Annotated in this window: 26 protein-coding genes; 3 read left to right on the top strand and 23 right to left on the bottom strand. The window is 46.8% G+C overall.

Annotation, left to right across the window (positions count from 1 at the left end; translation table 11 throughout):
• Positions 1–3 precede the first annotated feature (3 nt).
• The 22 genes from E4K68_RS14950 to E4K68_RS15055 all read right to left on the bottom strand — a co-directional run bounded on the left by E4K68_RS14950 (position 4) and on the right by E4K68_RS15055 (position 24,177).
• Positions 4–558, bottom strand: a complete 555-nt coding sequence (locus tag E4K68_RS14950; RefSeq protein ID WP_135379727.1) for a Fe-S-containing hydro-lyase — start codon at positions 556–558, stop codon at positions 4–6.
• Entirely contained in the window at positions 558–1,415 is an 858-nt protein-coding gene (locus E4K68_RS14955; RefSeq protein ID WP_135379728.1) for a fumarate hydratase, read from the bottom strand. The genes E4K68_RS14950 and E4K68_RS14955 overlap by 1 nt, the downstream gene beginning before the upstream one ends.
• Before the next feature lie 84 nt (positions 1,416–1,499).
• Positions 1,500–2,534: a [citrate (pro-3S)-lyase] ligase gene (gene citC / locus E4K68_RS14960; RefSeq protein ID WP_135379729.1), complete on the bottom strand. Its 1,035-nt coding sequence runs from the start codon at positions 2,532–2,534 to the stop codon at positions 1,500–1,502.
• Between the two features lie 248 nt (positions 2,535–2,782).
• Positions 2,783–4,318, bottom strand: a complete 1,536-nt coding sequence (gene citF, locus E4K68_RS14965) for a citrate lyase subunit alpha (protein ID WP_135379774.1) — start codon at positions 4,316–4,318, stop codon at positions 2,783–2,785.
• A gap of 83 nt (positions 4,319–4,401) precedes the next feature.
• On the bottom strand, positions 4,402–5,277 hold the full coding sequence (locus tag E4K68_RS14970; RefSeq protein ID WP_135379730.1) for an aldolase/citrate lyase family protein: 876 nt from the start codon (positions 5,275–5,277) through the stop codon (positions 4,402–4,404).
• A gap of 49 nt (positions 5,278–5,326) precedes the next feature.
• On the bottom strand, positions 5,327–5,590 hold the full coding sequence (gene citD, locus E4K68_RS14975; protein WP_135379731.1) for a citrate lyase acyl carrier protein: 264 nt from the start codon (positions 5,588–5,590) through the stop codon (positions 5,327–5,329).
• Between the two features lie 156 nt (positions 5,591–5,746).
• On the bottom strand, positions 5,747–6,541 hold the full coding sequence (locus E4K68_RS14980; RefSeq protein ID WP_135379732.1) for an acyl-CoA dehydratase activase: 795 nt from the start codon (positions 6,539–6,541) through the stop codon (positions 5,747–5,749).
• A gap of 214 nt (positions 6,542–6,755) precedes the next feature.
• Positions 6,756–6,953 (bottom strand): hypothetical protein, encoded by a 198-nt coding sequence (locus E4K68_RS20815; RefSeq protein ID WP_135379733.1) that lies wholly within the window; start codon positions 6,951–6,953, stop codon positions 6,756–6,758.
• The gene (locus tag E4K68_RS14990; RefSeq protein ID WP_135379734.1) at positions 6,950–7,966 is read right to left on the bottom strand and encodes a 2-hydroxyacyl-CoA dehydratase family protein; all 1,017 of its coding nucleotides are present in this window, start codon (positions 7,964–7,966) and stop codon (positions 6,950–6,952) included. Before E4K68_RS14990 ends, E4K68_RS20815 begins: the two co-directional genes overlap by 4 nt.
• Positions 7,967–8,012: 46 nt before the next feature.
• Positions 8,013–9,290 carry a methylaspartate ammonia-lyase gene (locus tag E4K68_RS14995; protein WP_135379735.1) on the bottom strand — a complete coding sequence of 426 codons (1,278 nt, stop codon included), beginning with the start codon at positions 9,288–9,290 and terminating at the stop codon, positions 8,013–8,015.
• Between the two features lie 416 nt (positions 9,291–9,706).
• Positions 9,707–11,161 (bottom strand): methylaspartate mutase subunit E, encoded by a 1,455-nt coding sequence (locus E4K68_RS15000; protein WP_135379736.1) that lies wholly within the window; start codon positions 11,159–11,161, stop codon positions 9,707–9,709.
• A gap of 14 nt (positions 11,162–11,175) precedes the next feature.
• A complete protein-coding gene (gene glmL, locus E4K68_RS15005; RefSeq protein ID WP_135379737.1) occupies positions 11,176–12,555 on the bottom strand; it encodes a methylaspartate mutase accessory protein GlmL in 1,380 nt (459 codons plus the stop codon).
• Positions 12,556–12,587: 32 nt separating this feature from the next.
• Positions 12,588–13,007, bottom strand: a complete 420-nt coding sequence (gene glmS / locus E4K68_RS15010) for a methylaspartate mutase subunit S (RefSeq protein ID WP_135379738.1) — start codon at positions 13,005–13,007, stop codon at positions 12,588–12,590.
• A gap of 32 nt (positions 13,008–13,039) precedes the next feature.
• Positions 13,040–13,945, bottom strand: coding sequence for a glutamate racemase (gene murI, locus E4K68_RS15015; protein WP_199241783.1), 906 nt, complete (start codon positions 13,943–13,945; stop codon positions 13,040–13,042).
• The gene (locus tag E4K68_RS15020; protein ID WP_135379739.1) at positions 13,942–14,895 is read right to left on the bottom strand and encodes a GntR family transcriptional regulator; all 954 of its coding nucleotides are present in this window, start codon (positions 14,893–14,895) and stop codon (positions 13,942–13,944) included. The genes murI and E4K68_RS15020 overlap by 4 nt, the downstream gene beginning before the upstream one ends.
• Positions 14,896–15,340: 445 nt before the next feature.
• Complete coding sequence (locus tag E4K68_RS15025; RefSeq protein WP_348982865.1) at positions 15,341–16,963, bottom strand: cell wall-binding repeat-containing protein; 1,623 nt, start codon at positions 16,961–16,963, stop codon at positions 15,341–15,343.
• Positions 16,964–17,052: 89 nt separating this feature from the next.
• Positions 17,053–18,270, bottom strand: coding sequence for an ABC transporter permease (locus tag E4K68_RS15030; RefSeq protein WP_135379741.1), 1,218 nt, complete (start codon positions 18,268–18,270; stop codon positions 17,053–17,055).
• Positions 18,267–18,992, bottom strand: a complete 726-nt coding sequence (locus E4K68_RS15035; protein ID WP_135379742.1) for an ABC transporter ATP-binding protein — start codon at positions 18,990–18,992, stop codon at positions 18,267–18,269. Before E4K68_RS15035 ends, E4K68_RS15030 begins: the two co-directional genes overlap by 4 nt.
• 40 nt (positions 18,993–19,032) lie before the next feature.
• Complete coding sequence (locus E4K68_RS15040) at positions 19,033–20,586, bottom strand: HlyD family efflux transporter periplasmic adaptor subunit (RefSeq protein ID WP_135379743.1); 1,554 nt, start codon at positions 20,584–20,586, stop codon at positions 19,033–19,035.
• 126 nt (positions 20,587–20,712) lie between these two features.
• Complete coding sequence (locus tag E4K68_RS15045; RefSeq protein WP_135379744.1) at positions 20,713–22,242, bottom strand: ATP-binding protein; 1,530 nt, start codon at positions 22,240–22,242, stop codon at positions 20,713–20,715.
• Positions 22,239–22,925, bottom strand: a complete 687-nt coding sequence (locus tag E4K68_RS15050) for a response regulator transcription factor (protein WP_135379745.1) — start codon at positions 22,923–22,925, stop codon at positions 22,239–22,241. The genes E4K68_RS15045 and E4K68_RS15050 overlap by 4 nt, the downstream gene beginning before the upstream one ends.
• Positions 22,926–23,382: 457 nt before the next feature.
• Entirely contained in the window at positions 23,383–24,177 is a 795-nt protein-coding gene (locus E4K68_RS15055; RefSeq protein WP_243450386.1) for a GerMN domain-containing protein, read from the bottom strand.
• A 162-nt stretch (positions 24,178–24,339) separates the two neighbouring features.
• Between E4K68_RS15055 and E4K68_RS15060 the strand changes: the two genes are divergently transcribed.
• Both E4K68_RS15060 and E4K68_RS20445 read left to right on the top strand, forming a co-directional pair.
• Positions 24,340–25,080: a ZIP family metal transporter gene (locus tag E4K68_RS15060; RefSeq protein ID WP_135379746.1), complete on the top strand. Its 741-nt coding sequence runs from the start codon at positions 24,340–24,342 to the stop codon at positions 25,078–25,080.
• Positions 25,081–25,292: 212 nt separating this feature from the next.
• Positions 25,293–25,463 (top strand): hypothetical protein, encoded by a 171-nt coding sequence (locus E4K68_RS20445; RefSeq protein ID WP_158291436.1) that lies wholly within the window; start codon positions 25,293–25,295, stop codon positions 25,461–25,463.
• Between the two features lie 127 nt (positions 25,464–25,590).
• Here the strand turns inward: E4K68_RS20445 and E4K68_RS15065 are convergent, their stop codons facing one another.
• Positions 25,591–26,289, bottom strand: a complete 699-nt coding sequence (locus E4K68_RS15065; protein WP_135379747.1) for a GDSL-type esterase/lipase family protein — start codon at positions 26,287–26,289, stop codon at positions 25,591–25,593.
• A gap of 170 nt (positions 26,290–26,459) precedes the next feature.
• Between E4K68_RS15065 and E4K68_RS15070 the strand changes: the two genes are divergently transcribed.
• On the top strand, positions 26,460–26,939 hold the full coding sequence (locus E4K68_RS15070; protein WP_135379748.1) for a YlbF family regulator: 480 nt from the start codon (positions 26,460–26,462) through the stop codon (positions 26,937–26,939).
• Positions 26,940–26,942 lie beyond the last annotated feature (3 nt).

Below are 26,942 nucleotides of genomic sequence, written 5' to 3' on the forward strand. Positions count from 1 at the left end.
ATCTCAGCCTCTGTACTGTGCTTTCCCAACTTCATATAAATTGTTTCCCGCATGATCAATAATCACAATCACCGGAAAATTCTTTACTACCAAACGCCGTACTGCCTCTGGCCCTAGTTCAGGATAAGCAATCACTTCGGCCGAAACAATGCACTTGGAAATTAAGGCACCTGCCCCACCGATCGCTCCAAAGTAGACCGCACCATGTTTCTTCATCGCTTCAACTACTTCGGAAGAACGAAGCCCTTTGCCGATCATTCCCGTTAACCCTTCGGCGATCAACTTCGGCGAATAAGCATCCATCCGTCCACTTGTCGTAGGCCCAGCCGAACCAATGACTTGCCCTTCTTTGGCAGGGGTTGGCCCCACAAAATAAATGACTTGATCTTTCATCTCGAAAGGGAGAGAAACGCCTGCGTCCAGGGCCTCGATCATTTTCTTGTGAGCTGCGTCACGCCCCGTATAAATCACGCCACTAATCAGGACGTTGTCCCCGGCCTTTAAGCCCTTAACTTTCTCTTGAGTTAGGGGCATTTCTATGCGTATTATCTCACTCATTAACTCTCCCTCCCTTGTAACGTAATTTCCTTATGGCGTGTCGCATGACAGCCAATGTTGACAGCGACTGGCATTCCAGCAATATGTGTCGGATACACTTCTAAGTTGACAGCTAGTGCGGTAGTCACTCCCCCAAACCCTTGAGGACCAATTCCTAAACGATTAATGCGATCTAGCAACTCTTCCTCGATTTTCGCCAGACGCCCTTCCGGGTTATGGCTACCGACTTCACGGAGTAAGCTCTTTTTAGCTAGAAAGGTTGCTTTCTCCATCGTTCCGCCCACACCTACTCCGACGATAATCGGTGGACAAGGGTTTCCACCCGCTCGGTCGACCGTGTCCACAACAAATTGCATGGCACCCTCTAGACCCTCTGACGGTTTGCACATTTTTAAGCCACCCATATTTTCGCTACCGAACCCCTTAGGTGCTATTACTAAGTGCAGAGAATCACCGGGGATAATATCGTAATGGATCACAGCTGGCGTGTTATCCCCCGTGTTAACTCGCTCAAAAGGATCTTTGACCACGGATTTGCGCAGATATCCTTTATCATACCCACGACGAACCCCTTCGTTAATGGCCTCGGTAAGACCTCCACCGACGACATGCAAGTCCTGGCCTATTTCCGCAAAAATCACTGCCATCCCAGTATCCTGACACATTGGAACTCTTTCTTTATGCGCTATTTCGGCGTTCTCAATGAGCCGCTCTAACACCTCATGGCCTAACGGCGAACGCTCATCCTTTAATGCCTGATGAAACCCCGCCATGATGTCAGAACCAAGATCATAATTAGCTTCCATGCAAAGCTTTTCAACGGCCACGACGATTTCTTCCACGAGTATTTCCTTCATGGGTCTTTCCTCCTTACTTCTTAGCAAAAATACAACTTTTTCCTTGGCTTCCAGTGGTCTATTGACTGAATGCCCTCATAAAGATCAGTCCACAATCCCTCTTCCGAGGCTTGTATTTAGGAACTTCAAGGTAACGTCTGGTAGAAGACCCTCTAAATCTTTTAGTTCCTGGTCATCTCTACCTTTGATGATACTTCTAACCCTTGAAGCACTTATAGCTACATCCCTGAAAGTCTTTCTCGCAATTTGGTGCAGTTCTACTCCATAGGTAGGAAGCACTTTTTTCAGTGCCTCATTGTAGGCGTTCGTGACCTGACAATAAGGTTCTTCCCCCACATACCTCTTCGTAATGTTGAAGAATTCACAAAAATACCTGCCAAATATTGAGGCGTCTAGGTTTACATAGGCCCTTAATCGTTTTCCCTCTTCCTTTATAAAGTAGGAAGGAAACGTGGCAGAGGATATTAAATACTCTCCGCTTGGCACTACGATAACATTTTCCAAATCTGAAACTCCCTGACGGACGAGTTCATATCTCGTTTTAAAGGGAAACAGTGAAAGATCCTCTTCAACAATGAACACGAGAACCTCGTTATTATTCTTTGCAGCTTCTTCAATCAGATATCGATGTCCCAGCGTAAACGGGTTACAATTCATGACTAAAGATGCCTTTTCTCCATCCCCTAAATGATAACTCGTTTTCATTTTCTGTAATGCTTTACCTATATCATAAATGCCACTTTCCAAGAGTGCCACATCCGCATTACTATGGATTAGTTTGAAATTAAGTGCAGAAAAAAATCTAGCGTTTGCTGGCTTTGTAAATATAAAGCTGTGGTATACACCCTGATTAAAGAGTTTATCCAAAAGTGCGGAAACTAAAGAGGAAGCTATCCCCTCTCCCTGAAGCTCCTCGCTAACTGCAAAACACTTTAAAACATTTTTCGCTTTAGAACAAGTAGCAATAATGGAGGATCCCTTCGATGGTCCACCCCTTATGACGATCGTGTAATCCACATCCTGATCTAAAATCAAGTCAAAACCTTCGAGAAAGACTTCTACTTCCTCTCTAGCCACTCGATCGTTTAGATTCACCCATTCAGGGATAACTCCATACATATTTGTTCTCTCCTTAAGATGAATGCCTATTAATTTGCACATTCGCTAAAGCTAGGCGTCGACCCAAGCCCAGAGGAAGTTTCTCTACTTAGAGAGCACTTTAGCGGAATTGCGTCAATGAGCACAGACGCTTAGGCGTTAAGAAACTCAACGGTTCACATGCAGAACAACCCCGAGGTTTTGAGTTTTAGCCTCAGCGTCAAGCGAATAGCAATGCAGCGTGTGCGAACGGGTAGACAAACTTACTCCTAAACCATCCTTACAACGTCGATCACGCTACCATCCCTATATTCCACGACCGCCACGATCCTCTCTGAGGTTTCGATAGCTTTCGGGACTCCGGTGATTTTTTCTGCCAAAGCTTTCAACTCTTCTATGGTAATGAGCGGAAGCTTAGTTTTTCTTAGTTTCTCGATCAAATCCGTCCTTTTAGGATTTACGGCTATCCCTCGTTCTGTTACAACAACATCGATACTTTCTCCAGGGGTTGTAATCGTTGTCACTCGATCCCTGATGATCGGAAGTCGAGCTTTCATAAGTTGAGTAACAACGATCGTGAGTTTAGCACCCGCTGCCGTATCGCTATGTCCGCCTGAACCACCCATGATGACTCCGTTGGAATTTGTGGTCACGTTAACATTAAATTCTGTGTCGATCTCGGTAGCCCCAAGAATCATAATGTCTAGATTATTGACCACCGAGCCCTTATTATGAGGATTTCCATACATAGAAGCGGACATAAATTGATGTCTTGGATTATCTCTATAGGACTCTATTGCTTTTAAATCAAAGCATTGCACATCAAGAAGAGTCCTAAAAAGTCCTTCTTCCAGCATTTCCACAATATATCCCGTAATTCCGCCAGCTGCAAAACTACCTACCACATTATCCTGTTTCATAACTTTTTTGAGTTCTGCAGCAACGGCCAGAGAAGTTCCACCTGCCCCTGTTTGAAAGGACATTCCATCTTTCACTAACCCAGAGGCCTTGATCACCTCCGCAGCCATCCTAGCTATAATAAGGCCCACCGGATCCTTGGTGATCTTTGTGGTACCCGAAACAATACCCCTTGGATCTCCGATAGATTCCAACTGAACTATATAATCGACAAAAACTTGGCTAATCTCAATAGGGCAGGCTGGGAAGGGTACCAAATTATCCGTGATAACGATCGTTTTATCAGCATACTCTGCATCTGCTACTGCATAGCCTAACGTACCACAAGCGGACTCACCCTCTACCCCATTCATATTGCCATAGGCGTCCGCTGTGGGTGCTGCAAGAAAGGCCACGTCTATATGTAAATCCCCGCTCTCAATGGCCCTCGCTCGACCACCATGGGTTTGCATGACGACAGGTTTTTTCAAAACGCCCTTAGACACTCCATCTGCCACAGGACCCGACATATAGCTAGTTACAAGACCCGTTACCACTCCATTTTTTATGTGCTCTACTAGAGGGGCATGAATAGGAAAAATGGAACTCGCCGCAATGGTCAGATCACTAATCCCTCTCTCAGCAAGCTCGTCCAACACCCTATTCAGAACATGATCCCCGTTTCGCAAATGGTGATGAAACGAGATCGTCATTCCGTCCTTTATATTCACCTTATCCAAGGCCTCACCCAAGGTTTCTAAGATTTTCTTATCCTTAGGGGTTACACTTTTCAGTTCGACAGCCTTTCTGATCTTTATTCCTATATCACTAAATGCCCCTTGAAAGGGCTTAAGCTTTCCATATCCCTCAATATAACGCGGAAGTTCTCTACTTAATATTGTACTTATTGTTCTACTCTTATTATCAATAGCATTATTCATTGTGTTCTTAGCGAACTCGGTCGTTTCACAGTTCATTCTTCTCCCCCCTCTCAGTTCAGAAGTCCCAGTCTTCGGGCAAGGTCAACCGTGGTTTCCGCTCGATTGATAACCGGAGCATCGATCATTTTACCATCTAAAGAGAAGACTCCCTTACCTTCTTTATTAGCTTCCTCCAGAGCATCTAAAATCCTTAGGGCATATTTTATCTCAGACTCGGTCGGTGCAAATTCAGCATGAATAACTTCAATCTGCCTTGGATTGATGGCCGATTTACCGGTTAGTCCTAAGCTTTTTGCTTTTGCTGTGTCCTTAGCCAGTCCCTCATAATCGTCCGTATCTGTAAATGGTGTATCGATAGAATCCACCTTCAATGCCCTACAAGCAGTGGCCACTTTATTCCGAGCATAGAAGATTTCCTCTCCCTCTTTCGTTCTTATTATCCCCAGATCCGACGTCAAATCTTCTCCTCCGAGCAAAACTCCAACCACTCGCCTAGAGGCCCGAATGACGTTAGAAACATTTTCAAGTCCGGCAGCCGTCTCTATGAGAGCTATTATTTTAATACAGCCTACTACGAAGCCTTCTTCTGCTTCAATTTTATCCAGCATAGTATCGATAAGCCTGATGCCTTCTACATCCGCCTTTGGAACCAACAAGGTGTCAGGTTTAACCCTAGCGATCATATCCACATCAAGGGACCCAAAGTCCGAATCCATCGGATTGACTCTGACAACCACTTCAACCTGTGAATAATCTATCGTTTTAAGAGCTTCTCTAACTAAAGTTCTAGCACTATCTTTTTCTGTTAAACTAACAGCATCCTCTAGATCCAGTATGATAGAATCTGCCCCAAGTATACCTGCATTTTGAAGCATGCCAGGATTGTTGCCTGGCATGAAAAGCATTGTTCTTCTTAATCGTTTCACCTTAAGCCACCTCAAAGTTTCGTCACAGATTTCATGCTAACTCAGACAACTATATAGCTCTTTTAATAGCAGTTTCAACCCTCGCCCCGATGGCATAATCCAAGGCCCCCTTATCGTGAGCCTTAATGGTGATCCCCTCAATGCCCATTTCCTTAACCTTATGTAAAATCACTTGCTTGATAACATCGCCAAACTGCTGCATTACGATACTTTCCAGTTCAAGCTCAACTTTGCCAGAATCATTGGGCATGACCATGACGAGTATGTCATTGGATTCGAGCGTGCCTGCTTTAGCAACCTTGGTAATTTTCATTTCTAACCCCTCATGTTCAAAATTCACAAAGGCAACAATTCCATCCAGCCTTCATCCTTCATACCTGGAGGGTCGTAATCACGCGGCGTGAAGCCTCTACGCGAGTCGTAGCTAAACTAGGGTTTAAAGCCCTAGCTTGGTACGACGAACGCAGGGCTAAACGAGTGTCTCACGACCCTCCATACAACACCCGATCGCCCCATTAAATTGAGGCTCCCGAGGTATAACAATCCGTCGCCCCGTGCCCTCTTCCAAAAGCTGACCTACTGCTCGGTTGTGCGCTACGCCCCCTGTAAAAACCAGAACCTCCCCAGCGAAAGAACGCAGAAGAGGCAAAATGCGTTTGACAATCGTCGCGTTAATACCGGCAGCAAGTTCAGCGAGAGGAAATCCTTCCACAATCTTACCGATGAGCTCACTCTCGCCGAATACCGCACACGTAGAATTCAACTCTACCGGGGTTTGGGAATACTGTCCAAGATCCTCAAGTGACACGTCTAGGACGCTTGCCATATTTTCTAGGTAACGGCCAGATGAGGCAGCACACTTATCATTTGTCAGAAAATCGATCATCTTACCCTTACGGACCTGAATGATTTTACTGTCTTGCCCCCCCAGATCGATCAACGTAAAATCCTTTAACCCTGTCTGATAAATCGCACCCAAAACATGAGCCTTTAGCTCCGGAATGGCCTTCCCCCCGGCAAGCTCCAAAGTATTCCGACCATACCCAGTGGAAACCAAGCAATCCACGACCGGCAGCCCCATGGCCTCAAAATCGACGACTAGCTTTTCTCCCTGTTTTCGCCCATACTCCCGGTAAAACCGGATCGTATCCAAACTTTCCAAGCGAAGGATCTCTAAATTCTTCCCCTCTGCTTGTTGCCTCATCAGAGCGATCTTCACACTCCGGCTCCCCAAATCAATTCCACAAATAGTTTGTACAGACATGTGTCGACCCTCCTTCCAAACTTCAGCAGACCCCTTTAGAGGGTCGACTCGCACTAGCGCCTCCGAACCCTCCCCGTCCTCTCCCAGCCCAGAGGGTCGTGATCACACGGCGCGAAGCCTCTACGCGAGTCGTAGCCAAACTCGGCTTTAAACCCCTTTCATAAAGCAGAGCGGAACACAAGCTCCCCTCTCGCCATCCTTGGCTACGGTGACACTAGACCATCCTTGGTCGTCGGATGTGTTCCGCCGGCCATGCGACAGGGACGACGGCACAGGACGTGCCTAGTGCAGGGTGCGCCAAGGATGGCATAGCACACTGCCGTCGCTTTGGCCGGGTATCCTGCCCGCTTGCATCAGGGTTTAAGGCCTTAGTTTGGCACGACGAACGTAGGCGCTGAGCGAAGTGTCTCACGACCCTCCTAACATACTTAAAAAGGACTCTACCCTCATTTTAGTCCGAGCATCTAAACCCGTTGGATTTTCGCCTTCCAGGGTTAGAATCGGATAGTCCAGCCTTTTGCGGATAATAAGATCCTCAATCTGACGATAACAAAAGCTTTGTGTATAATGAATGATCCCGTCCAATTGGCGACGCTCCGCCTCCCGAGCGATATCCTCAATCCGTTGAAACACTTGATAAGGATACGTGTATAAACGGTATTGTTCAACAACTTCATCTGTCTCAAAAGGCATCGAGAACTGCCTCTGAACTTCATTGAACACAACACGGGCACCCTGTTCTTCTAAGAAATTATATAGCTCCGGAAATATTGGTGGAACCCCGATAAAGCCCAGGCGAATTTCCCGTTCTTTCCCCTGCGATCTGCTAAGCACCCTTTCAGTGAACGGCTCTCGCTCGCGAACCGTTTGAATAAAGTCCTCCATCTCATGAGCAAAGCCCTCAGGATCGCCGTTAAAATCCGAACAAGAAACCTGATAAAGATGATTTTCAAACCCGCTCACACGGTTTTCTTCCCAAGTCAGCCGGTCGATTTCCCAAGCTAAAGCTCGGACCTGATCGAGACGTTTCTTTTGCTGGTATACACCTTCCCAATTAGTCCCTAAAGCTCCAATTAGCTTGTCTATTTGAAGACGGAGCATGTCAGGATCTCGGTCATATGGAAAAGCAAAGGGAATAATTCCGATCCCCTCCACCTGCCACGTCTCCATCAGAGCATGAGTGTTACTGCAGTCTCCCTGAGTCACAGCAACAATCTGGCGAATGTCCGGGTTATTTAAGGCCGTCGAATACAACCCCTTTATCCAACCGCAAACATTTCGCGGAAAGCCGGCCAACTCTGCATCTTCCACACGACGCATCGCTTCGGAACTTGTAATAAAGATATTGTTCAAATCAATTGGTGTATCCCCTGCCGCGTAAATCACTTCGACAGGCACCGTCGTTGTTAAGCCGATCTTGCCCATAATAGATGTCTACTCCTTGCGTACTATGTTTATAGAGCTTCCTTCTCTAACTCCAAAACGCTTGCCCAGAATGCGTTTTCTTCCCTTCCCGATGCTTCAAAACTGCAAGCGTCCGATTCATCTCATTATGCACGATCATGTACCCTTCATCTACCCCCATACCAGGTTTTGCAAGCATTTGATCTGGGCGAGCCGCCAGTGATACATGGACTGCAGTTCGGCCGCCGCTATCCGTCTCATTACAAGAGCCGCCGACATAGGCACCCACACCATATTTCTTGGCATAAATAACCGCTTCGATCGTGTTTTGAATTCCACCCAAGTCCGGAGTCTTGATCTGAACCATATCGGCAGCTTGAGCATCCACAAACCTAACGATGTCTTCATAAGTGTTACACCACTCATCAGCCACGATTTCTACCTTTACTCCACGTTCCTTTAAAGCATCTCGCAAAGACTTAAGTTGCTCTATCTGGCCTTCTACACTTCCGGCATCCATCGGCCCTTCAATCCGTAAGTGAAGGGGCTCAGCCGCCTTTTCCAACTTAGCAAAATAATCGACCATTCGCGCCGTATCATCTTCAAAAGCGACCCCAACCGTACCGTAGACATCGATGTGCAAAACTGGGCGGTAATCATCACTGCCAAGCGTTAAAATTCGCTTTCTAAGCCATTCTACGTAGGCTAAGAGTAATTCTCCGTTTTTCCCCAACTTTGTCTCTACATTATTGATCAACGCATGCGGTAATACCCCAGCACGTTTAATAATCGCTTTATCAGCATTATCATAGCGATCATCCCCAGTTTGCGTAAAAATCGGGACAGGCTCAAGAATCAACGGAAGTTTGTATTCCTCAAGAATCACCTCGGCCATCGTCATTTTCTTCGCTTTAGCCACCCCATCAAGAATAGCTTGGCTCACTCCATAACGAATCGCTGTGTGATAACGATCCCCATTCACTCGTTTCGAATTCTCCACTAGGCCCACCAAATGACGGAAAGAATCCAACTCCTGTCCGACCAACTTAGGCGCAATCTCTTCCAGAATAATGGGAATAAAATCCTCCGCTAAAAAAAGCGGGTCCCGCCCACCAGCCCCCGAATACTGCACAGCCGCACAATCCCCCGAAGCCACTTGCCCATCTTCCAAAATAAGCATCACAGAAATAGACTCACCCCGTTGACGAACCGCCTTAAACCCCGGAGTCATCGGCTCCCCAATATAAGTGAACCCATCATGGCTAACTCCAGCCTTAATCGCTTGTTGATCATCAAAATAAAATCCAGTAAGTCCCGGTGAAGCAATAACATCCACGATTTTCATATGCATAAGCCCCCCTTACGTATTTCTCTTCCAAGATATATCGTTACGACACAGGGACGATATATCTCCCTTTTCGTCATAATCCAAGCCTAAAATACCCCCAAGGGGCTTGGCATCCCGAACAGCCCTATCTTCTGGGAATACTAAAACATCTCCATCTACCCCAGATAGACGTTGCTTGAGACCAAGAGAACGACTAAAGCGAGCAGCCCGCCAAACTTCACGAAAGCGGCCCTGAAAACAGGGCTGAGCACAAGGATGTGCGAAGCCGGCGACTCGTCAAGGATGACGAATTCGCCGGGCACCCTGTTTGAAGGGAAGCTTGAGTGATTAGTTTGGCCTGCCGAGCGCCGGTCGTGAACGGGTCTCAATCAACGTCATCCCCAGACGGACGACCCCAAACATCAGCTAAGATGTTAGCCCCTTGGCCGCCCAACGAGCATCCCTTTACCGATTGCGTAAATATCATCAATCACCATCTGGAAGGAAGGATCTCGTCCCTCATCTCGTCCGCGCTGGGCGATACGTTCTCGATGAAACTCTTTAATCGTCTCATCGAACGGGATATTTCCAAAATCCAAGAGACGAACCGCACCCGTAGTATCTCGTGCAGGGAGAATCTTGCCAGCATTAAAACGGCTTGGTGCGAAGGGAACATCAATAACCCCTGCTTGAAACGCTCGCACGGCCCCCACTGCAGCATCCCCTTCGCCTAGTTCGAGGACTCGATCGAGAATAGCTCTGGTTTCCGCCAGAATCATTTCTTCTTCTAAGGCAAGCTCCGCTGTCATGGGCAACGTTTGGTCTTTCAACATATTTAAAACCTGCTTAGTGGCACGGATACCTGCCGCATTGGCTTCTTTAGTAGGGATACCAAGTGCTTCATGCGGCGTCTTGACGATAACTTTGGAAGCCTTACCCAAGGCCGCGGTCACCGCTCCCCAGGAAATAACTCCAAAGGCTTTCGCTTCATCTTGCGGGAAACCTCCCATCCATTGATGAAAGACCGTGGTAATCATCACTTTGGGATAGCCTAGTTTTCCCAGGTACTCTTCCGCTAGAATTGGCAGGGTATGTAGTGCAGCAACATCTTGAATGAGATTACCGCATTGTCCGTACCCAAGAGTCAGACTACGAACCCCTTGAGCTACCGCGAGGATTCCTTCAAGAACCGCCACCGCATGTGAAACGGCGGGTGGAACCAATGTCCCGGTCAACGGGCCGAACGGCTCACGGTTGATTTTTACCCCTTGCTCCTCGTACAGGCCGATGAGGCGATCCACATACTGCCAGTATTTAATGGTACTTTCGATGGAAACGTCTTTGGAATAGGGGATGTTATAAGAAATTCCGCCACCTTCATAATCCGTAAAACCGCCAGCAATCGTAATTTCGGCAAGCAAACGTGCATCTGGCGTCCCATGACGAACTTGAACTGGCACTTGAACACTCTCGACCACTCGTCGGCAAGAGGCAACCCCATGGTTTACAGCCGGAAATCCATTGAGCATCGATCGACCGATGGATTGGCTTTCTTCTATTCCTGCTTGTGCTTCGGTATAACGATTTTGCCGGGTATAGGAATCGATCGTGGACGGCAGGAAATCTGCCCCGCCTTCATCTTGAAGGAAACGCAACAACTCAATATGCTCATTGAGAAGGGCTACACCAGCGCGTGGTTGGGCAAAGGTGATGCCTTTTGCTTTTCCCTCCGCGAGTTTCTCTGCGAAAATTTTGCTTTTGGGTAAGGCCTTGTGATATCCGACCGCTTCTTCAAAGTTGACATCCTTGCCTGTCTCCCATTGTCCCAAGACTTCCTGACGCTGTCGCTGAAACTCTTCGGCATCTATTTGTCGAACTGATAATTCCATGACTGAACCCCCTTCTATAATTTAACCACATACTTTTTCATCATCCGCAGCGCGACTAATGGTGACACTTCCCGAAGCAGCCCCATAGCAGCTAAAATATAGTCTTTATCTAAATAAAAGGCAGCCTTTTGGGGTTTTAGAATCGTAGGTTCCTGTGAATCAAAAACCACCCCTTGTAGTATTTCCAAGACATTTAGGTGATGAAGAAGGACTCCTCCCGTCCCAATCACCACGGGTAGCGGCGTCAAATCCTTTCCGTATTGTACATAGGTTGCACCGAACGGGGTATAAACCACCTCAATCGTTCCCACATGTCGATCAACCGCCAAACCCACGGCCATTCTACCCATTGCTACATCAAACTTGGCTTCCTCGTTCGTTTGGGGGATTCTCCAAGGATCTTCTTTACATAAGCCCAGTTGGCACGCCACTTGATCATCGGTCCAGCCTAGATATTCAATCAAGCGTTGTCCGGCTACTTCCACGAGCGCTTCCGAGCTGTAGCGCATCCCAAGATCGCCCTCTACCGTCCGTTTGGCATACGGTTCTGGCAGACCTTTCAGCATCACGCTAGGTTTGCTCGGATCACCTTTGGCAATTGAATGCACATCCGTCGTGGCCCCCCCGACATCTACTACCATCAATTCCCCCATGCCCCGTTCGGAGCCGTACCCCTGAGCCAAAAGTTCTGCCGCTGAAAGCACCGCTGCTGGTGTAGGCATCAAGATTCGCTCCAGGAATTCCTCGGCCTTATCCAACCCCTTAGCCTTGATGATGTGAGTTAAAAATACATCTCTAATCGCCAACCGAGCGGATTCTACTGCCAGTACACCGAGCTCTGGCATCACATTATCTGCCACAACAACAGGGTCATGCCGCTTTCGTAAAATCTCCGCAGCTTGGGCAGACGCAACTTTATTTCCCGCTATCACAACGGGAAGACCATAGGGTAGCCTACAAAGCATTTCTGCATTTTTAAGGAGTATTTCTTTATTCCCGCCGTCCGTCCCACCGGCTAACAAAAGGATATCCGGCTTAGAAACTATAATTTTCTCGAGATCCTGTAGAGTCAGTTCATAACTGAAAACTTGGAGCACTCGTGCACCCGCTCCCAGAGCGGCCCGTCTAGCCGCTTCTGCTGTCAACTCTTTCACCAAACCGCTGGCAATCATTTTCAATCCACCAGCCGCACTGCTACAGGCGAGCTTACGAACAAACTTCCACCCTCCTGTAGGTTCAGGAATCTGAGCTAACGCCGCATTCAACCCGTCCATAATATTTGTTTCAATCGTCGTACCTGCTCGGGCCGTCCCGACGATCTCCTCACAATCAAGATCTACAATGGTCACCTTAGTGTATGTACTACCAAAATCAATGAGAAGGACTGCTTGCAATGTCCATTCCCCCTTAATCGTTTGTGATCCCTTCAATCTCTCGTAAGGCCTAAATCCTTGCGCAAATCGTCAATTGGAGTCTCAGGCATCGTTCCGGGTGGGTAAACCCGATCAAAGCCCATGGCTAAGAACCGTTCTTTGACCGATTCAAAGTCCTGTTTTCCCACCACCAGATTGCCACCAACATACATCAAAATGTTGCCGATTCCAGTTTCTTGACACTTCTCGCGTAAACCCCGACAATCCATCTCTCCATGTCCATACAATGATGAGACTAACAAAACATCAGCATTCGTCTCGACTGCCGCGTGAATAAATTCCTCCTGAGTTGCGAGCACCCCTATATTGATCACTTTAAAACCCGCTTGAGTAAAGGCATAGTCCAAAATCCGATTTCCAACGGCATGCACATCAGATCCGATCACCCCTAATACCAAGGTTTTCTGTTCCACAATGAATACCTCCTGGTTTTATTTCTATCGTCTTAACTCTCACCTAAAATTACTTGCTCAACAAGATCAATCGGTTCTTGAAGGAGCGTATTTCCCACTTGTCGGAAAAGACCTGGATCCCCGCTCACAAAATAACGAGCACGCCAATGGTTTTTCCCCAAGAGCGGATTGGAAGGTACCACAACTAGACCCGATCGTTCCCACTCTTCCATATGTTGAAGCAAATTTTCCAGCTCTTTCACGACTGCCAAAGCCGGATCGATGATCAAGACATCTTCGCCTAAGATCTCCTGAAGGACAGGTTCAATGAATGGATAATGCGTGCACCCCAAGATAAGAGCATCGACACCCGCTGCCTTCATCGGAGCCAGATAAGTTTGAGCGATCCCTCGGGCTTCTGCAGAATTGGCGAGCCCAGCCTCAATCAAGGGAACAAAGAGAGGGCAAGATTGTGCACTGACTAGGGAAATGACCTGTTCCCCTTGCTGCCATGCCTTTCGGAGTACTAAGTCTTCAGGTAGACTCCCTTTCGTCAGCGCTCGGCTCACCCCTGAAGAATATGCCTTGCTTCGTACGGTGGTTTCCGTGGCAATCAACCCAATCCGACCTGCTATCGTTTTTTCAACCGCCAAACGAGCCCCAGGTTCGACCATGCCGATCATTGGAATGTCAAAGTGCTCTCTCAAAACAGGGAGCGCGGTTGCCGAGCTGGTATTACAGGCTACGACGATCACCTCGGCACCTTGTCCAATCAGAAAGGTGACAATTTCTTCTCCGAATCGGATGAGCTCTTCGCGGGAACGGTTGCCATACGGAACCCGAGCCGTATCTCCAAAATAAACAATTCGAACATCTAGCAGTCTCTCCAAAATTTCTTTCATGACGGTAAGCCCACCTACCCCAGAGTCAAACATACCAATGACACGTTGTTTTTTCAAAACTTCCCCCCCTTTATTTCAAGCAAAGCGCCCCTCAGTAAATTAAGGCTTCCTGCGTCTGGTTCAAAGCGAAATTCGATACACTCCATATTTTCCGGAAGTGCCTTTTCAACCCGAAATCGAAGCTTTGGAGCAATGATGACAGCCCCACATTCCTGCAAGGCCTCACGCAAATCCGTCTCCTTCGGCTGAATTAGGATTCTTAAGGTCGGGTATAAGTTGGCTTGATTCAAGGAATTTTTAACGTTCTCGGAAAATTGATGGCTTTCACAAACCAGGGCCAACTCCCTGCCCACGGTCAATTTAGCGATGCGCACAATTGTTTCAAGTTTGGGCTGAAGTGAAATTCCTAGAATTGGAAGAGCCAGCTTGTCTAATAGAGTTTTGACTTCTGCAAGGTGATTCACTCCTGTGACAGCCATATCCATTCCTGCTAAACGCTCTTGCACTCTAGGCGATTCCTGGAGTTCGGAGAGCAAAAAAGGCAACAAACTCACCCCTGGACCGAGATTCCAATTGGCTTCTGACAGTTGCTCAGGATAACCGACCACAAAGACCACTTTTCTATGAGAAAGAAGATCTTTCTTTTCCATCCCGCGCACATGAACAAAAGAGACAAAGTCATCAATCGAGAACCCCAGCCCCACTGCCTCTTCCATAGCTACATCCACGATACGCAAAACCTTCTCTTTGCGACCTTCCTGCTGCATAATCAATAACGTATCCGCAACAAAAGTCCCTCGTCCTCGTACAGAATTCAAGATCCCTTCACTCTCTAATTCCTTATACGCTTGGCTCACAGTATTTCGACTAACCGCTAAGCGCTCAGCCAATTCCCGCTCTGTCAACAGCTTCGTACCCGCAGACCAAGCCCCTTGGGTAATTCGCAGTCGAATCTGTTCTTTAAGCTGAATGTAATAGGGCACGCCACTTTGGCGATCCAGATCCATTAAAAACCCCTCTTCCCAACCCCAGCTACACTTCTATTAAATAGGATTGGATCGATCCTTATTGGCATGGTTAATCAGTCCAATCCTACACTTATTAATTCGCCATTTTTTTGGATTTTCCTTTTTATTTTAGACTGATAAACCTAATTTAATATTCATAATTGCCCTAAATCATGCCAAGTTAACTTATGCACCCCCAAACATATGCGTTCCTATCTGCAAAAAAGACCTGTCACAATTAGTACAGGTCTCTGACGGTGAGCATTCTTTAACAGTACTTCCTTTCTCTGTGAATTCTTAGAGATTAGTTTGCTCATTTACATAGAAACAATGTGTTATCGACGGATTCAGTTATATTGTCATAATGAATAAAAGAGGCAGGAGATTTGGTTTAATTTCCAAATCCCCTGCCTCTTTACTTAAATGATGTGCTTAAACCAATGGTTTAACGGTTCAGTATTTGCCGAAGCTGTTGCTCTAGATCATTAGAAACGCCGCTGTTATTACCCACAACAGTTGCTTTGGAAATATACCCTTTGTTAAATAACAAGAAGTAGTTCAAACTCGACGGAAGCGAATTCTCAGGAAGCATAGCGACAAAGCCCCCGTTTTTAGCAGCCAGAGCGGCTGTCAACAAGGCATCAGCATAGGGATTCCCTGCACTGACATCATCTTGACGGACAAGACCGGATGTAAAGTAGAGCGGGGATTGGGGAGCTTGGGTGTTGAAGAGATTTTGGAAGATGATGGATTGGGTGTCATAACGGTCAAATCCACCCCAGCGTTTGACCAAATACTTCGAACTTAGTTGACTTTCCACTTGAGCTCCGATAACCGCGGTGCCTCCAAGCAAGATAACGTTACTCGCCTTGAGATCGGTCAAAGCCTGAAGGGTCGAAGCTGGTAATACATCTCGATCAGTGAGTAGAATTGGGCTTCCCTGCTCGGCGGCAAAGGCACTGATTGCGATCGCATCTGGTATAGCGTACCCATTAGCGATATAGACAGTATGGGTGGGATCTATCCCCACATTAGACGAGATCATAGCGGCTGTATCATACGTTTGTTGTCCAGCAATCCGTGTGACAGTAAATTCGTTACTCAAAGTGTCCTGAATATCTTGAGCAATAGCAACTGTTCCTCCAACAATGTATACATTCTTAGCCCCTAAAGCATGAATCTCCGCTAGCGTCCGATCATCTAATTTTGTAGAATTGGTCATCAGAATCGGCGCATCAAGCTTCTTAGAAAGTGGAGCCGCAGCGAGAGCATCCGAGAATTGATCATCTCGTGCCAAGATCACATTGGGGGTTCCTAGCGTCCAACCACTCTGTGCAATAGCAACCGATAGGGAGACATTATCTTCCGTTGTACCTCCGATTCTGGCATTTTGAGTATAGGCTGGAAGAACCGGAATCGTACCGATCACATGTCCAGCGTAAATAATGTTGACTGTTCCCAATAAGGTCGGCGTCATGTTGAAGGTAAACGTTCCATCACTAAGTGTTGTGTAGTTTGAGTTCGTTCCACCTACTAGAGTGCCGTCTACAGATCCGGATTTACGAACCAATGGATTCCCAGCGGAATCCGTAACCTTAACCGTTATGGTTTTATCAGTATTAATAACGAGAGAGTCTGTAATGATGGTTCTAGCGTTCAGGACTGTAATAGTCCCTGCTGCTAGGGCTGTACCTAAAGCTCCTTGACGTATGACTAACTGATAATCTCCAGCGGTTTCTAACGTAACGTTTGAAATTGTGTAATTTCCGGAGTTTCCAGAAATGGGGAATAATTTCGAAACCCCCTTAGCATCTGTAATGGTGGCGCTACCCACGGATCCCGAAAAGGGGTCAGATTTATTATCCCAAAGTTGAACATTTATACTACTTACTTCTCCGGCAATCAGTGTAGAATCTGCGCTGGTCGCAAAATTGAGCCATGATAGCCATGTACTACCATCATCAACTGTACTCGCTGAAGCAACCCCCGGTATCATTCCGATCAGCAGGAACACGATCATCAGCACACCCAATACTGTTCTAGCATGAGTTTGTCTTTGTTTCCCCACAACTATTACCCCTTCCGATAATAACATTTATACCACTTGTGTGCGTTCCTTGTGCAAAGAATAGCCGCCCTTCATAAGCCTGATTCTGTTTACTCATACCTCAAGGCATCAATCGGATCCATGGCAGCAGCCTTTCGTGCCGGGAAAACTCCGAAGATAATACCGATAGCTGCAGAGAAACCAAAAGCAACGAACACGGAAGTCATTGAAATACTGGTACTCATCTTCAAAGCCGTACCTGCTAGGTTAGACCCTCCATAACCAAGGGCGATGCCAATCCCACCCCCTAGTATACTAAGCACGACCGCCTCAATGAGAAACTGCAAGAGAATATCCATACCTTTAGCACCGATCGCTTTTCGGATTCCGATCTCCCGAGTTCGTTCGGTGACCGAAACGAGCATAATATTCATGATTCCAATCCCGCCAACCAGCAAGGAAATGCCCGCGATACCGCCCAGGAGCATGGTCAAGGTTTGAGTTACTCCTGTCATGGTTGCTAACATATCGGCCTGATTCTGAACCGTAAAGTCATCCGTTTTGCCAGCCGCAATTTTATGGGCTTTATGCAGAGCTGCAGTAATCTCATCTTGGGCCGTTTGCATCTGGTCCGCTGAAGAAGCCGATACCAAGATACTACGCACCGTCTTTTTCCCGATTAAGCGCGCCTGAACCGTTGAAATTGGAGCGGTAATCATATCGTCACTACTCATAAATCCAGTTGACCCTGTAGCAGTTGTCACTCCAATAACCTGAAAAGGAACGTTATTAATTTTAATAATTTTCCCGATAACTGAAGCATTTGCGTCCCCCATAAGGTTTGTAACCACTGTTGGGCCTAGGACAGCAACTCTTGCGCTGCTATCCACATCCTCTTGCGTAATAAAACGACCACTAGCAATAGTGACATTTTTAATTACCGCATAGTCCGCTGTGGTTCCATTAATACTTGTGGAAGTATTTCCCGAACCAAAGACCACTTGCCCATTTGAGCTTGATACTGGAGCAACTGCTTTTACAGCCGTACCAATCTGAATCTTGGTAACATCCGTCATACTTAGGGTGTTTGAGCTGCCAGCTCCCCCTTTAACCCCTCCGGAATTCGACTGTCCTGAGCTAATTGTTAGAAGATTTGAGCCGAGTCCCTGAATCTGGGAGGTGATCGAAGCGGTTGCCCCATTACCGATCCCAACCATAGCAATGACTGCCGCCACACCGATAATCATCCCGAGCATTGTCAAAGCTGACCGAAGTTTGTTTGCACGCAAAGCCCTAAGAGAGACTCGAATACTTTCAAAAAAGTTCACTTTGCTGCTCCCTCCTCAAGGACTTGCGCTTGAGCCTGACGTTGATTTTCTACTATTTCGTCCCCTTCAACATGCCCGTCACGGAAACGCACAATCCTTTGGGTAAATTCTGCAATATCAGGTTCGTGCGTTACAATAATAATCGTATTACCGGACGCGTGCAGGCGCTGAAAGATCGCCATTACTTCTTCACTGGATCGACTATCTAAGTTCCCGGTAGGTTCATCAGCCAGTATGATCGCAGGTTTTGTGACGAGAGCACGCGCTATGGCTACCCGCTGTTGCTGACCACCAGAAAGTTCTTTGGGACGGTGATGAATCCGACCGCCCAAACCGACAGATTCTAAGGCGGCAATGGCGCGTGCTCGTCTTTCTTTGCCCCCTACCCCTGCATAGAGCATGGGTAGTTCTACATTTTCTACCGCCGTTGTCCGGGCAAGAAGATTAAATCCTTGAAAGACAAAACCGATCTTGCGGTTGCGAATCACAGATAAGTCATCACCACTGGCCTTCGCTACATCAGTTCCGTCAAGATAATACTCACCTTCCGTCGGGGTATCCAAACATCCTAAAATATTCATCATGGATGACTTGCCGGAACCAGAGGGTCCCATAATTGAGACAAATTCATTAGCTCCTACATGAAGGTTCACCCCGCTTAAGGCCGCCACTTGAATATCACCGTTCGCATATATTTTTTTAATCCCTTTGAGATTTATCAAATAGCATCCCTCCTGACGTATTCGTCAAAGCACGTTCAACTTAGTTTCCTCTGTTACCGCCGCCACCGCTCATTGCTCTAGCAGGGTTACCGCCACCACCGCCTAAGCTAAATCCCGAAGTGGTTTTAGCTGTCGTAGAAGACGAACGAGTACCGATAATCACTTCTTGCCCTTCTTCTAGGCCACTTTTTATTTCCACATTCGTGCCATCATCTAAGCCGATCTCCACTGGAATATATCGGACATTCGCCATCGCATTTCCGGTGCCTGTGTTTCCAGTCCTTGTGTTTCCAGAGCCTGCATTTGCTGAATTATTGGGTTTAGTGTTTGCTTGATTTGCTGAATCCGCTTTTCCTGCACTAGTACTTGAAGTAACAGGAACAGTGACCCCTGTTTGTTTTCCTCTTGTTTTGACTGCTTCGCTAGGAACGGTTAAAACATTCTTGACCTCCGCCACAGTGATGTTTATATTGGCATTCATCCCTGCACGAAGCAAATCGCTGGCCTGATCTACGGTCGACGTGACAGTATACGTCGTAACATTCTGGGTGGTTGTGCCTTGTAAGGCAACTAAGTTCACGGTCCCGCTGATATGCTGATTTGGATACGCATCAAGGGTAATATCTACCTTCTGTCCCACTTTGACCTGCGTAATATCCGACTGATCAATCGCTGCGTCCACTTCAAGCTTATCCCCCGTAGGAGTGATCGTGATGATGGACTTAGCATCTGAATCTTGGCCCAGTTGAAGTGGGCATGTGACAACCACAGCGTCAACTGGTGCAACTATTGAGGCCTCATTTAAATCTGCCTGGGCACTGGCTAGTTGAGCCTGCGCTATTTGAATAGCTGCTTGAGCCGATTGAACATCTGATGATTTCGGACCCTGAGCTTGTTGATCCACTCCATATTGAGCGGATGTAACATCTGCCTGGGCAGCAACTAATGCGTTAGCCGCCCCTCCATTTTGGAGATTGTTAGCTGCGGTTAAAGCATCCAATGCCTGATTCAGAGCGTTCTGAGATGATTGAATGGAGGACGAATTTCCACTCTGCTGCGCCTTAGCCAAATTATCACTTGCCTGTTTGACATTCTGATTCGCCAGGGTGACTTGATTAGCCAAATAGCTCGCATCCGCATTCTGCTTGGCAGATGTTAAATTCTGCTCTGCTTTGGCAAATGCCGCCTGTGCTTGAGCATTGGTTTGGCTATTGAAAGAACTTTCGAGATTTTGAAATTTGGACTCGGCGGACGTTACATTGGCCTGTGCTTGCAAAACGGCCGTTTTGAGCTTCGTATCATCTATCCTGGCTAGAACTTGCCCTGCTTTAACTGAATCCCCAGCCTTGACATTGAGCTCCACGATCTTTCCGGCTTGCGAACTATTTCCGGTTGTTGGAAAGGTTAAAGGAATAGAGTGGGGGTAATTGACCGTTCCAGTTGCCGTAATCACCTTGTTGATATCTCCCATTTTTGCTTTCGCCGTGATATTAGTGGCTACAGCAGGTTTAGCCGTGAATTTTTTATACCCCCAATAACCGCCCCCCAAGACCAAAACACCCAAAACCCCAATGGTCACCCATTTTTTGTTCATACTCTTTCTCCTTTTTAAAACAGACTTGATCATTTAAAGGAAGATCTAACAGTGATCAAACATAATTTCCTTTCTAAACTTACCACAGTATTATGGTCAAATAGCGAAGGACTTCTCAAGATATTGTTAAGGTTGTTTAATCGTTACATTTGGATTTACAGGCAATAAGATCGAAAAACAACTTCCCACGCCCATTTTGCTTTTCACATGAATGGAACCTCCATGCGCCTGGATGAATTCCTTGGCAATTGCGAGCCCTAAGCCCGTTCCGCCACTTTCCCGCTCGCGGGCTTTGTCCACACGGTAAAAACGGTCAAAGATATGCTCGATTTCTTCCTCTGGAATTCCCTCTCCAGAATCCACCACCGTCACTTGGACCCACCCTTCAGATCGCACATTCTCCGTGTTCTTTTCTTCTTTGCGATTCGACCCTTCTACTTTTTCCCCTTTGCGCCGGAATACAGCACGCAAACGATACGCATTTCCCTCGCTCACCATTTCCTCTTCAGCAGAAGCTTCTGCCTCAGCAAGTAACACTCGCAAAGAACCCCCAGGCGGCGTGTGCAAAAGAGCATTCCCGATCAAATTCACAAACACCTGGGTTAAGCGATCCGGGTCACCGGTGATTTCTGGCACATCTCCCGCAACTTCGATATGCAACTCCCTTTCCTCGAATTCAATCGCGAATTGCTCAGTAATACGTTCTACCAACTGTCTGAGATCGACCGTTCTTAAAGCCATTGGCAATTTACCAGCTTCCGCCAGACTCAGTTGTTGGAGATCTCTCACTAAGCGAATAAGTCTTAGTGTCTCATCTTGAATTGGGAGAATCGTTTCGGGTGTGGAAGGAAGAACCCCTTCCTGGATCGATTCTAGTTTTCCGAGGATTACCGCAAGTGGTGTACGCAATTCATGGGCAATGTCCGCCACCATATTGCGCCTGACTTCCTCATTACGGGTCAATTGTTCGGTCATTCGGTTGAAGTCCCTGGCTAGAGTCGCGATATCTCCATTCCCCTTTACCTCAACCCGCGAAGAGAGATCTCCCTTCCCCACTTTCCGAACCGCCTCCATGAGACGACTTAAGGGCATCGTGAAATGTCGTGTCAGCAACAGACCCAGGAGTAAGGCGACCAAGGAAGTGATACTCAACCCTATGAGCATCGCCTGGATAATCGATGTCCCAATTGTTTTGGCAAGTTTACCCTCCATAACTGAAGGACGTTGTTCCTGCCAGAAATGTCCTACCACATTTCCCTTTACCTTAATTTCCTGCCATTGTTTTGAAATTTTATCGTCTATAGAAATCATGGCAAGCTGTTTTCCCATCTCTTTATTAGATGGGTCTGCTACGACTTTACCGTCTTGGTCAAAGACCAAAAAGCGTTGAGGATCACGAGGGGGACGTCCAAGTTTCTGATCGGGCGACACTTCACTGAGCTTCAAGATATAATCCTGAACTCCACCCCAACCACCGTGGCCCTCATAATAAATACTTAGGGACTGATTCAAACGCTCACTAAATGCTTGTTGAACGTAGCTTTCAGCATGCCCGAGCAAGGCCTCAGTTGATATCAAAGCGATCGAAGTAAAGACGATGGCCATAAAAAAAACCATACCAACAAGGGAAAGAATGAACTTACGCCGCAAGGTCATAGCCCTTCACCGAACCGATACCCTACCCCAAAGACTGTTTCCACATATTTCGGGTCACTCGGGTTGTCTTCAATCTTCTTACGCAAATTAGAAACGTGCGTATCGATAGAGCGTTCATAATAGAGATATTCTTCTCCCATGGCCTGACGCAAAAGTTGAAGACGACTATAAACCGTCCCCGGACGTGTTGCGAGTAAATGGAGAATCTTGAATTCGGTCGGTGTAAGGAGTAATTCCTGCCCACGTTTCGCGACTTTGTGACTTGAGACATCGATACTCAGCTCTCCACGGACTAAGATCGAAGCATTCGTTTCCTGTACCCCCCCTGAGGAACGCCTCAGCACGGTTTTTATCCGCGCTGCCAATTCCCGAAGACTAAAAGGCTTAACGATATAATCGTCCGCCCCGAACTCCAAGCCCAGGACTCGATCGATTTCCTCTGATTTTGCCGTCAGCATAATAATCGGTATCGTGCTCGTCTCACGCAAGTGTTTGCACATTTCCAACCCGCTCATCCCTGGCAGCATCCAATCCAACAGGACAAGGTCCGGCTTTTCTCGTTCGATCAGCTCCATACCTTCATGACCATTGATCGCTGTTAGAACGGTAAATCCTTCCCGTGAAAGGTAGTCTCTGACAAGGGTTAGGATTTCTGATTCATCATCTACTAAGATAATTTTCATCAACGCTCGGCGATTACTCCACCATCCTCATTATGTGGCGGAACAATCACCTTCCCTCCTTTCTATGAAACCTTTTATTTTCTGTCTGCAAAATTTTTTTAATTTAGATAACTTAACGTTCAAAACTAAGTAATTTTTCTTATTCGATAATTTAAGTATACAGCCTATGTCTTAGATGTATTTGGGATACTTCTCAAGATTTTATGGAGATTACACTATAAAATAATACCCTCACTTAAGCCATCCTAAGCAAGGGTATATCAAAAACGATTATTTTTACCATTCCCCCATGATCAGAGACCTAAATTCTCGAATGACCAAGTCTCTCCCATAACTATAGTTTAGCATAAATCATAAATTTATACACTTAGATGATGCATTTCGATAAATACGAATAAAACGGATACCTTACTTTGAAGATATCCGTTTCGATTATTAAGAATACTCAATCGACTTATTAAGTTGAACTAGGAGGATAGTCGAAGAGGTTAAGGGAACTCGGCGAGGAATTCGGCAACGCTCCATTACTGGTTTTGCCTGGTGCTGTTAAGCCTGTACCTGTCGCTCCAGATCCTGTGTTCGATTTTCCGGAGGCATTATTGCCAGAACTCGTGATCCCCGGAAGAATTGGGTTATCAGCGGCTGCTCCTTTGATTAGGCTCGCTTTATTCACCAAATGAGTAGCATCAACCGTCCCATACTTAGTTACAGGTTTTCCCTCAACACGAATTTGAACCTGCTTGATTGTCGAGAACTGAGTCAACGTATTGACAAGCCCATAGAGAGCGATTTCAGGAGTGACCTTAGAATTGGGTTTTAGAAATTCTTTACTTAAGTCTACGATGGCTACGTTTTCTTTAATAGCTATATCGAGTAGCATTGTGGACGTTGGGACAGAGCTTTGCATAGTTCCTTTGGTAGTGGGCCCTTTAATCCACTGATTGACAGTCTCTCTAGCTAAACTCACCGTCTTAGGCAAAATTCGTTCTTCTTTTAGCAAAGCTTTCCCCGTTGAATCCGCAAAGTATAGCACAATCGCTTTCGGATCTGCCGAGGTTGTCGTTGTAGAGGCTGTGGTCGCAGCCGGGAGAGTGGTCGTTTTATCCCCACCAATAAAATCACCTAATGAAGTCGAGGTCCCTTCCTTGTTCACCAACGTTTCCAGCGTCCCACAGCCTACAAGGAACATTAGACTCAAGAAAACAACCCCCATAAGTAAACTGTTCCGCATTCGCACTTTCACAACGCTCATATTTCTTGCCCCTTCCCTAGACGTATTTCCATCCATTTCATCCTTACTCTAAACCTATGCTTTGTCCCTAAAAATAGTACAGGACTCTTCAACACCTTTTTGTATAAAGCACAGCCTTGAGCAATAAATATGGGTATCTGAAGTTATAGAAAGGAGCTCCTCATGCATGACATGTTTGAAATTATTTGGATCAGTACGATCGCTGGACTTGCCACAACGCTTGGCAGCCTACTTGTCCTCTTGTTTGGTAAGCCACAAGAACGTATCCTAGCCTCCCTCTTAGCCGGCGCAGGCGGGGTGATGCTTGCGGTGGTAAGCGTAGATTTGCTCCCGAGCGCCTGGGAGACTGGGCCGCCGCTTCAAGTCGGCATTGGATTTATTCTAGGCCTTCTTTTCATGTTCCTTGCTGATAATCGTCTCAATGTCTCTACTAATACCCTTCCCCTGTCGCGGCGCCAACGACTAAAAAGAACCGGACTACTTGTCGCCACGGGGATCGCCTTACATGATATCCCAGAGGGCATGGCCATCGCCGTCAGCCAAGAAGCCGCCCCTAACCTCGGTCTTCTTATTGCCTTTGCCATTACCTTGCACAATCTTCCTGAAGGGATGGCCACAGCAGCGCCGTTAAAAATGGCACAAATCCGAGGGTGGAAGATCCTACTACTTAATGTCGGAATCGCTTTTTTTACCCCACTCGGTGCTTTGCTCGGTCTCTTCGCCCTCGAAAGCGTGCAAAACTCTCTCGCCTTCTTTCTGGCCTTTGCAGCCGGTGCCATGACATTTCTTGTCTTCGCCGAACTCATGCCCCTTTCCCGTGAACGGCACCCTCATTATGCCTTACTCGGGGGAGTAGTCGGCTTCATCTTATTCGCACTAATCAGCCTTCTCCACCCAGCTTAACTAATGTTAAATTTACACTGCCCAAAAAGGGGAGACCGAATCTAATCGGTCTCCCCTAATTCAAATCACCCTTCTTGTATCGCGTTAACCCAGAGTCCACCTAAGCGCTTTTGCGTCAAGACGCAAACAGCCTCCCATCGTCCCAATTCCTGTCGACCCCAGACCAGAGGAAGTTTCTTAGCTTAGAGAAGCACTTTAGTGGAATTGCGTCAATGAGCAAGAAACGAACGGGACTTGTCCATGGATGGACTGATGCCGCGGCGCCAAGGATGGCAAGGAACGACGCATATGCAAACAGCCTCCTATCGTCCCAACCCCCGTCAACCCCAGCCAAGAGGAAGTTTCTTAGCTTAGTGAGCACTTTAGCGGAATCGCGTCAATGAGCGCAGACGATTAGGCGTAAGAAACGCAACGGTTCACATGCAGAAAGCCCAGAGGTTTTGCGTTTTAGCCTCATCGTCAAGCGAATAGCGATGCAGCGGTGCGAACGGGCTAAGAAACTGACTCTCTCTACTTAAGAATTTGAGCCGCATAATCCCCCATCGTCGTGTACCCTTTAGCATTGGGATATTTCCCATCTGCCGATAAGCCATTTAAGTATTTTCCTCCCGCATCAAACAAGACAGTCGAAAAATCCAGAGTCAAGATCGTTCCCTTCTGCGCGTAGCTCAACTCCCAATCACGAATTTCTTTAATATTTTGTTGAGCCCCAGGATACCCGATCGGCAGGGCCAACACAGGAATAATATGATTGGCCTTTGCCTTTTCTACGATACCTTCCACATTGGTTTGAACCTCCTTAAGAGGCACCCCTTGAATGGCATCCCCCATCCCCGCAAAAATAATAACCCGACCTGGTTTCTCAGCTGCTACATCTGTATCAAAGCGAGCAAGCAAATCTTTTGCAGTCTGTCGAACTTTTCCCTTATTGACCACGGGGACCTTGAGGACTTCAGCAGTGCGCTGGGTCCAGGAATGCGACGAATCCAAAGGATATCCTAATGTAAATGAGTCTCCCAAAGCGACAATTTTCGGATCGCTAGGGGATTGTGTCGAACTCGATGTTCCTTGAGTAGCACTCGTTCCTGTTTGATTGGCAGGCACTTTACCATTTTTACCCCATATTCCAAAAAAGCCAGCGATCAGTACAATAAGGGCAAGCCCAGTAGCCACTTGAATTAAGCGCATTTGCAATCGATACGTCCGCATGATAATTCCTCCCTTTCCCTAAAATATTCTACACGATTCCCTACTTTCCTTCCGCCTACTACTTATGACTTCACCACAAATGTACCATTGTATCATGACATATTAAACCTCATCATACACCAGAGTGCCCTTCTAAGCATAATTTATATAAGGAAAAAAGGAGGTGCCCTATGAGTTACATCGACAAGGCCCGCGAGTTGGGGGAGGCCCTTTCTCACACTCCTGAAATTCAGGGATTAAAGACTGCTGAGGCTTCCATTATGGCCGACCCAGATAGCAAAGAAGCCTTTAGCCAATATCAGGAAAAAGAGCGTGGGCTTGTAACCACCCAAATGCTTAGCAAAGTCATTCCAGAGAAGGAGTCCATAGCGTTAATCGATCTTAAAATACGTCTTATGAATCGCTATCCACTGATCAAAGCGTACTTTGTTCAACAACAAAAATACGAAAAACTCATGGCCATGGTTAACCTAACTCTAACCACCTCAATGCACGGCATGCCTTCGGCCAATGATCTTCCCATTCCAGAAGAATTGAAAGGCATGGCCCAACAAATCCTTGACAAAATCGGCGGCGGAAACATGGAAAAAATGCAAATCTCTCCAGAAATGCTGCAAGGCATAAAACTTCCCCCCGGGATTAAATTGTAAAAA

Origin of the sequence: Desulfosporosinus sp. Sb-LF, assembly GCF_004766055.1 — a bacterium.
Lineage (GTDB): Bacteria > Bacillota > Desulfitobacteriia > Desulfitobacteriales > Desulfitobacteriaceae > Desulfosporosinus.

What these genes read in the sequence shown, in the direction of transcription:
- E4K68_RS15045 (WP_135379744.1), bottom strand. Translation starts at nt 22,242, where the DNA reads ATGACCTTGCGGCGTAAGTTCATTCTTTCCCTTGTTGGTATGGTTTTT.
- E4K68_RS15060 (WP_135379746.1), top strand. Translation starts at nt 24,340, where the DNA reads ATGCATGACATGTTTGAAATTATTTGGATCAGTACGATCGCTGGACTT.
- E4K68_RS15070 (WP_135379748.1), top strand. Translation starts at nt 26,460, where the DNA reads ATGAGTTACATCGACAAGGCCCGCGAGTTGGGGGAGGCCCTTTCTCAC.
- E4K68_RS15040 (WP_135379743.1), bottom strand. Translation starts at nt 20,586, where the DNA reads ATGAACAAAAAATGGGTGACCATTGGGGTTTTGGGTGTTTTGGTCTTG.
- E4K68_RS15055 (WP_243450386.1), bottom strand. Translation starts at nt 24,177, where the DNA reads ATGAGCGTTGTGAAAGTGCGAATGCGGAACAGTTTACTTATGGGGGTT.
- E4K68_RS20445 (WP_158291436.1), top strand. Translation starts at nt 25,293, where the DNA reads ATGAGCAAGAAACGAACGGGACTTGTCCATGGATGGACTGATGCCGCG.
- E4K68_RS15050 (WP_135379745.1), bottom strand. Translation starts at nt 22,925, where the DNA reads ATGAAAATTATCTTAGTAGATGATGAATCAGAAATCCTAACCCTTGTC.
- citC (WP_135379729.1), bottom strand. Translation starts at nt 2,534, where the DNA reads ATGTATGGAGTTATCCCTGAATGGGTGAATCTAAACGATCGAGTGGCT.
- citD (WP_135379731.1), bottom strand. Translation starts at nt 5,590, where the DNA reads ATGAAAATTACCAAGGTTGCTAAAGCAGGCACGCTCGAATCCAATGAC.
- E4K68_RS14995 (WP_135379735.1), bottom strand. Translation starts at nt 9,290, where the DNA reads ATGAAAATCGTGGATGTTATTGCTTCACCGGGACTTACTGGATTTTAT.
- E4K68_RS14950 (WP_135379727.1), bottom strand. Translation starts at nt 558, where the DNA reads ATGAGTGAGATAATACGCATAGAAATGCCCCTAACTCAAGAGAAAGTT.
- E4K68_RS14990 (WP_135379734.1), bottom strand. Translation starts at nt 7,966, where the DNA reads ATGGGCAAGATCGGCTTAACAACGACGGTGCCTGTCGAAGTGATTTAC.
- E4K68_RS15000 (WP_135379736.1), bottom strand. Translation starts at nt 11,161, where the DNA reads ATGGAATTATCAGTTCGACAAATAGATGCCGAAGAGTTTCAGCGACAG.
- E4K68_RS14980 (WP_135379732.1), bottom strand. Translation starts at nt 6,541, where the DNA reads ATGTCTGTACAAACTATTTGTGGAATTGATTTGGGGAGCCGGAGTGTG.
- E4K68_RS14955 (WP_135379728.1), bottom strand. Translation starts at nt 1,415, where the DNA reads ATGAAGGAAATACTCGTGGAAGAAATCGTCGTGGCCGTTGAAAAGCTT.
- E4K68_RS15065 (WP_135379747.1), bottom strand. Translation starts at nt 26,289, where the DNA reads ATGCGGACGTATCGATTGCAAATGCGCTTAATTCAAGTGGCTACTGGG.
- E4K68_RS15020 (WP_135379739.1), bottom strand. Translation starts at nt 14,895, where the DNA reads ATGGATCTGGATCGCCAAAGTGGCGTGCCCTATTACATTCAGCTTAAA.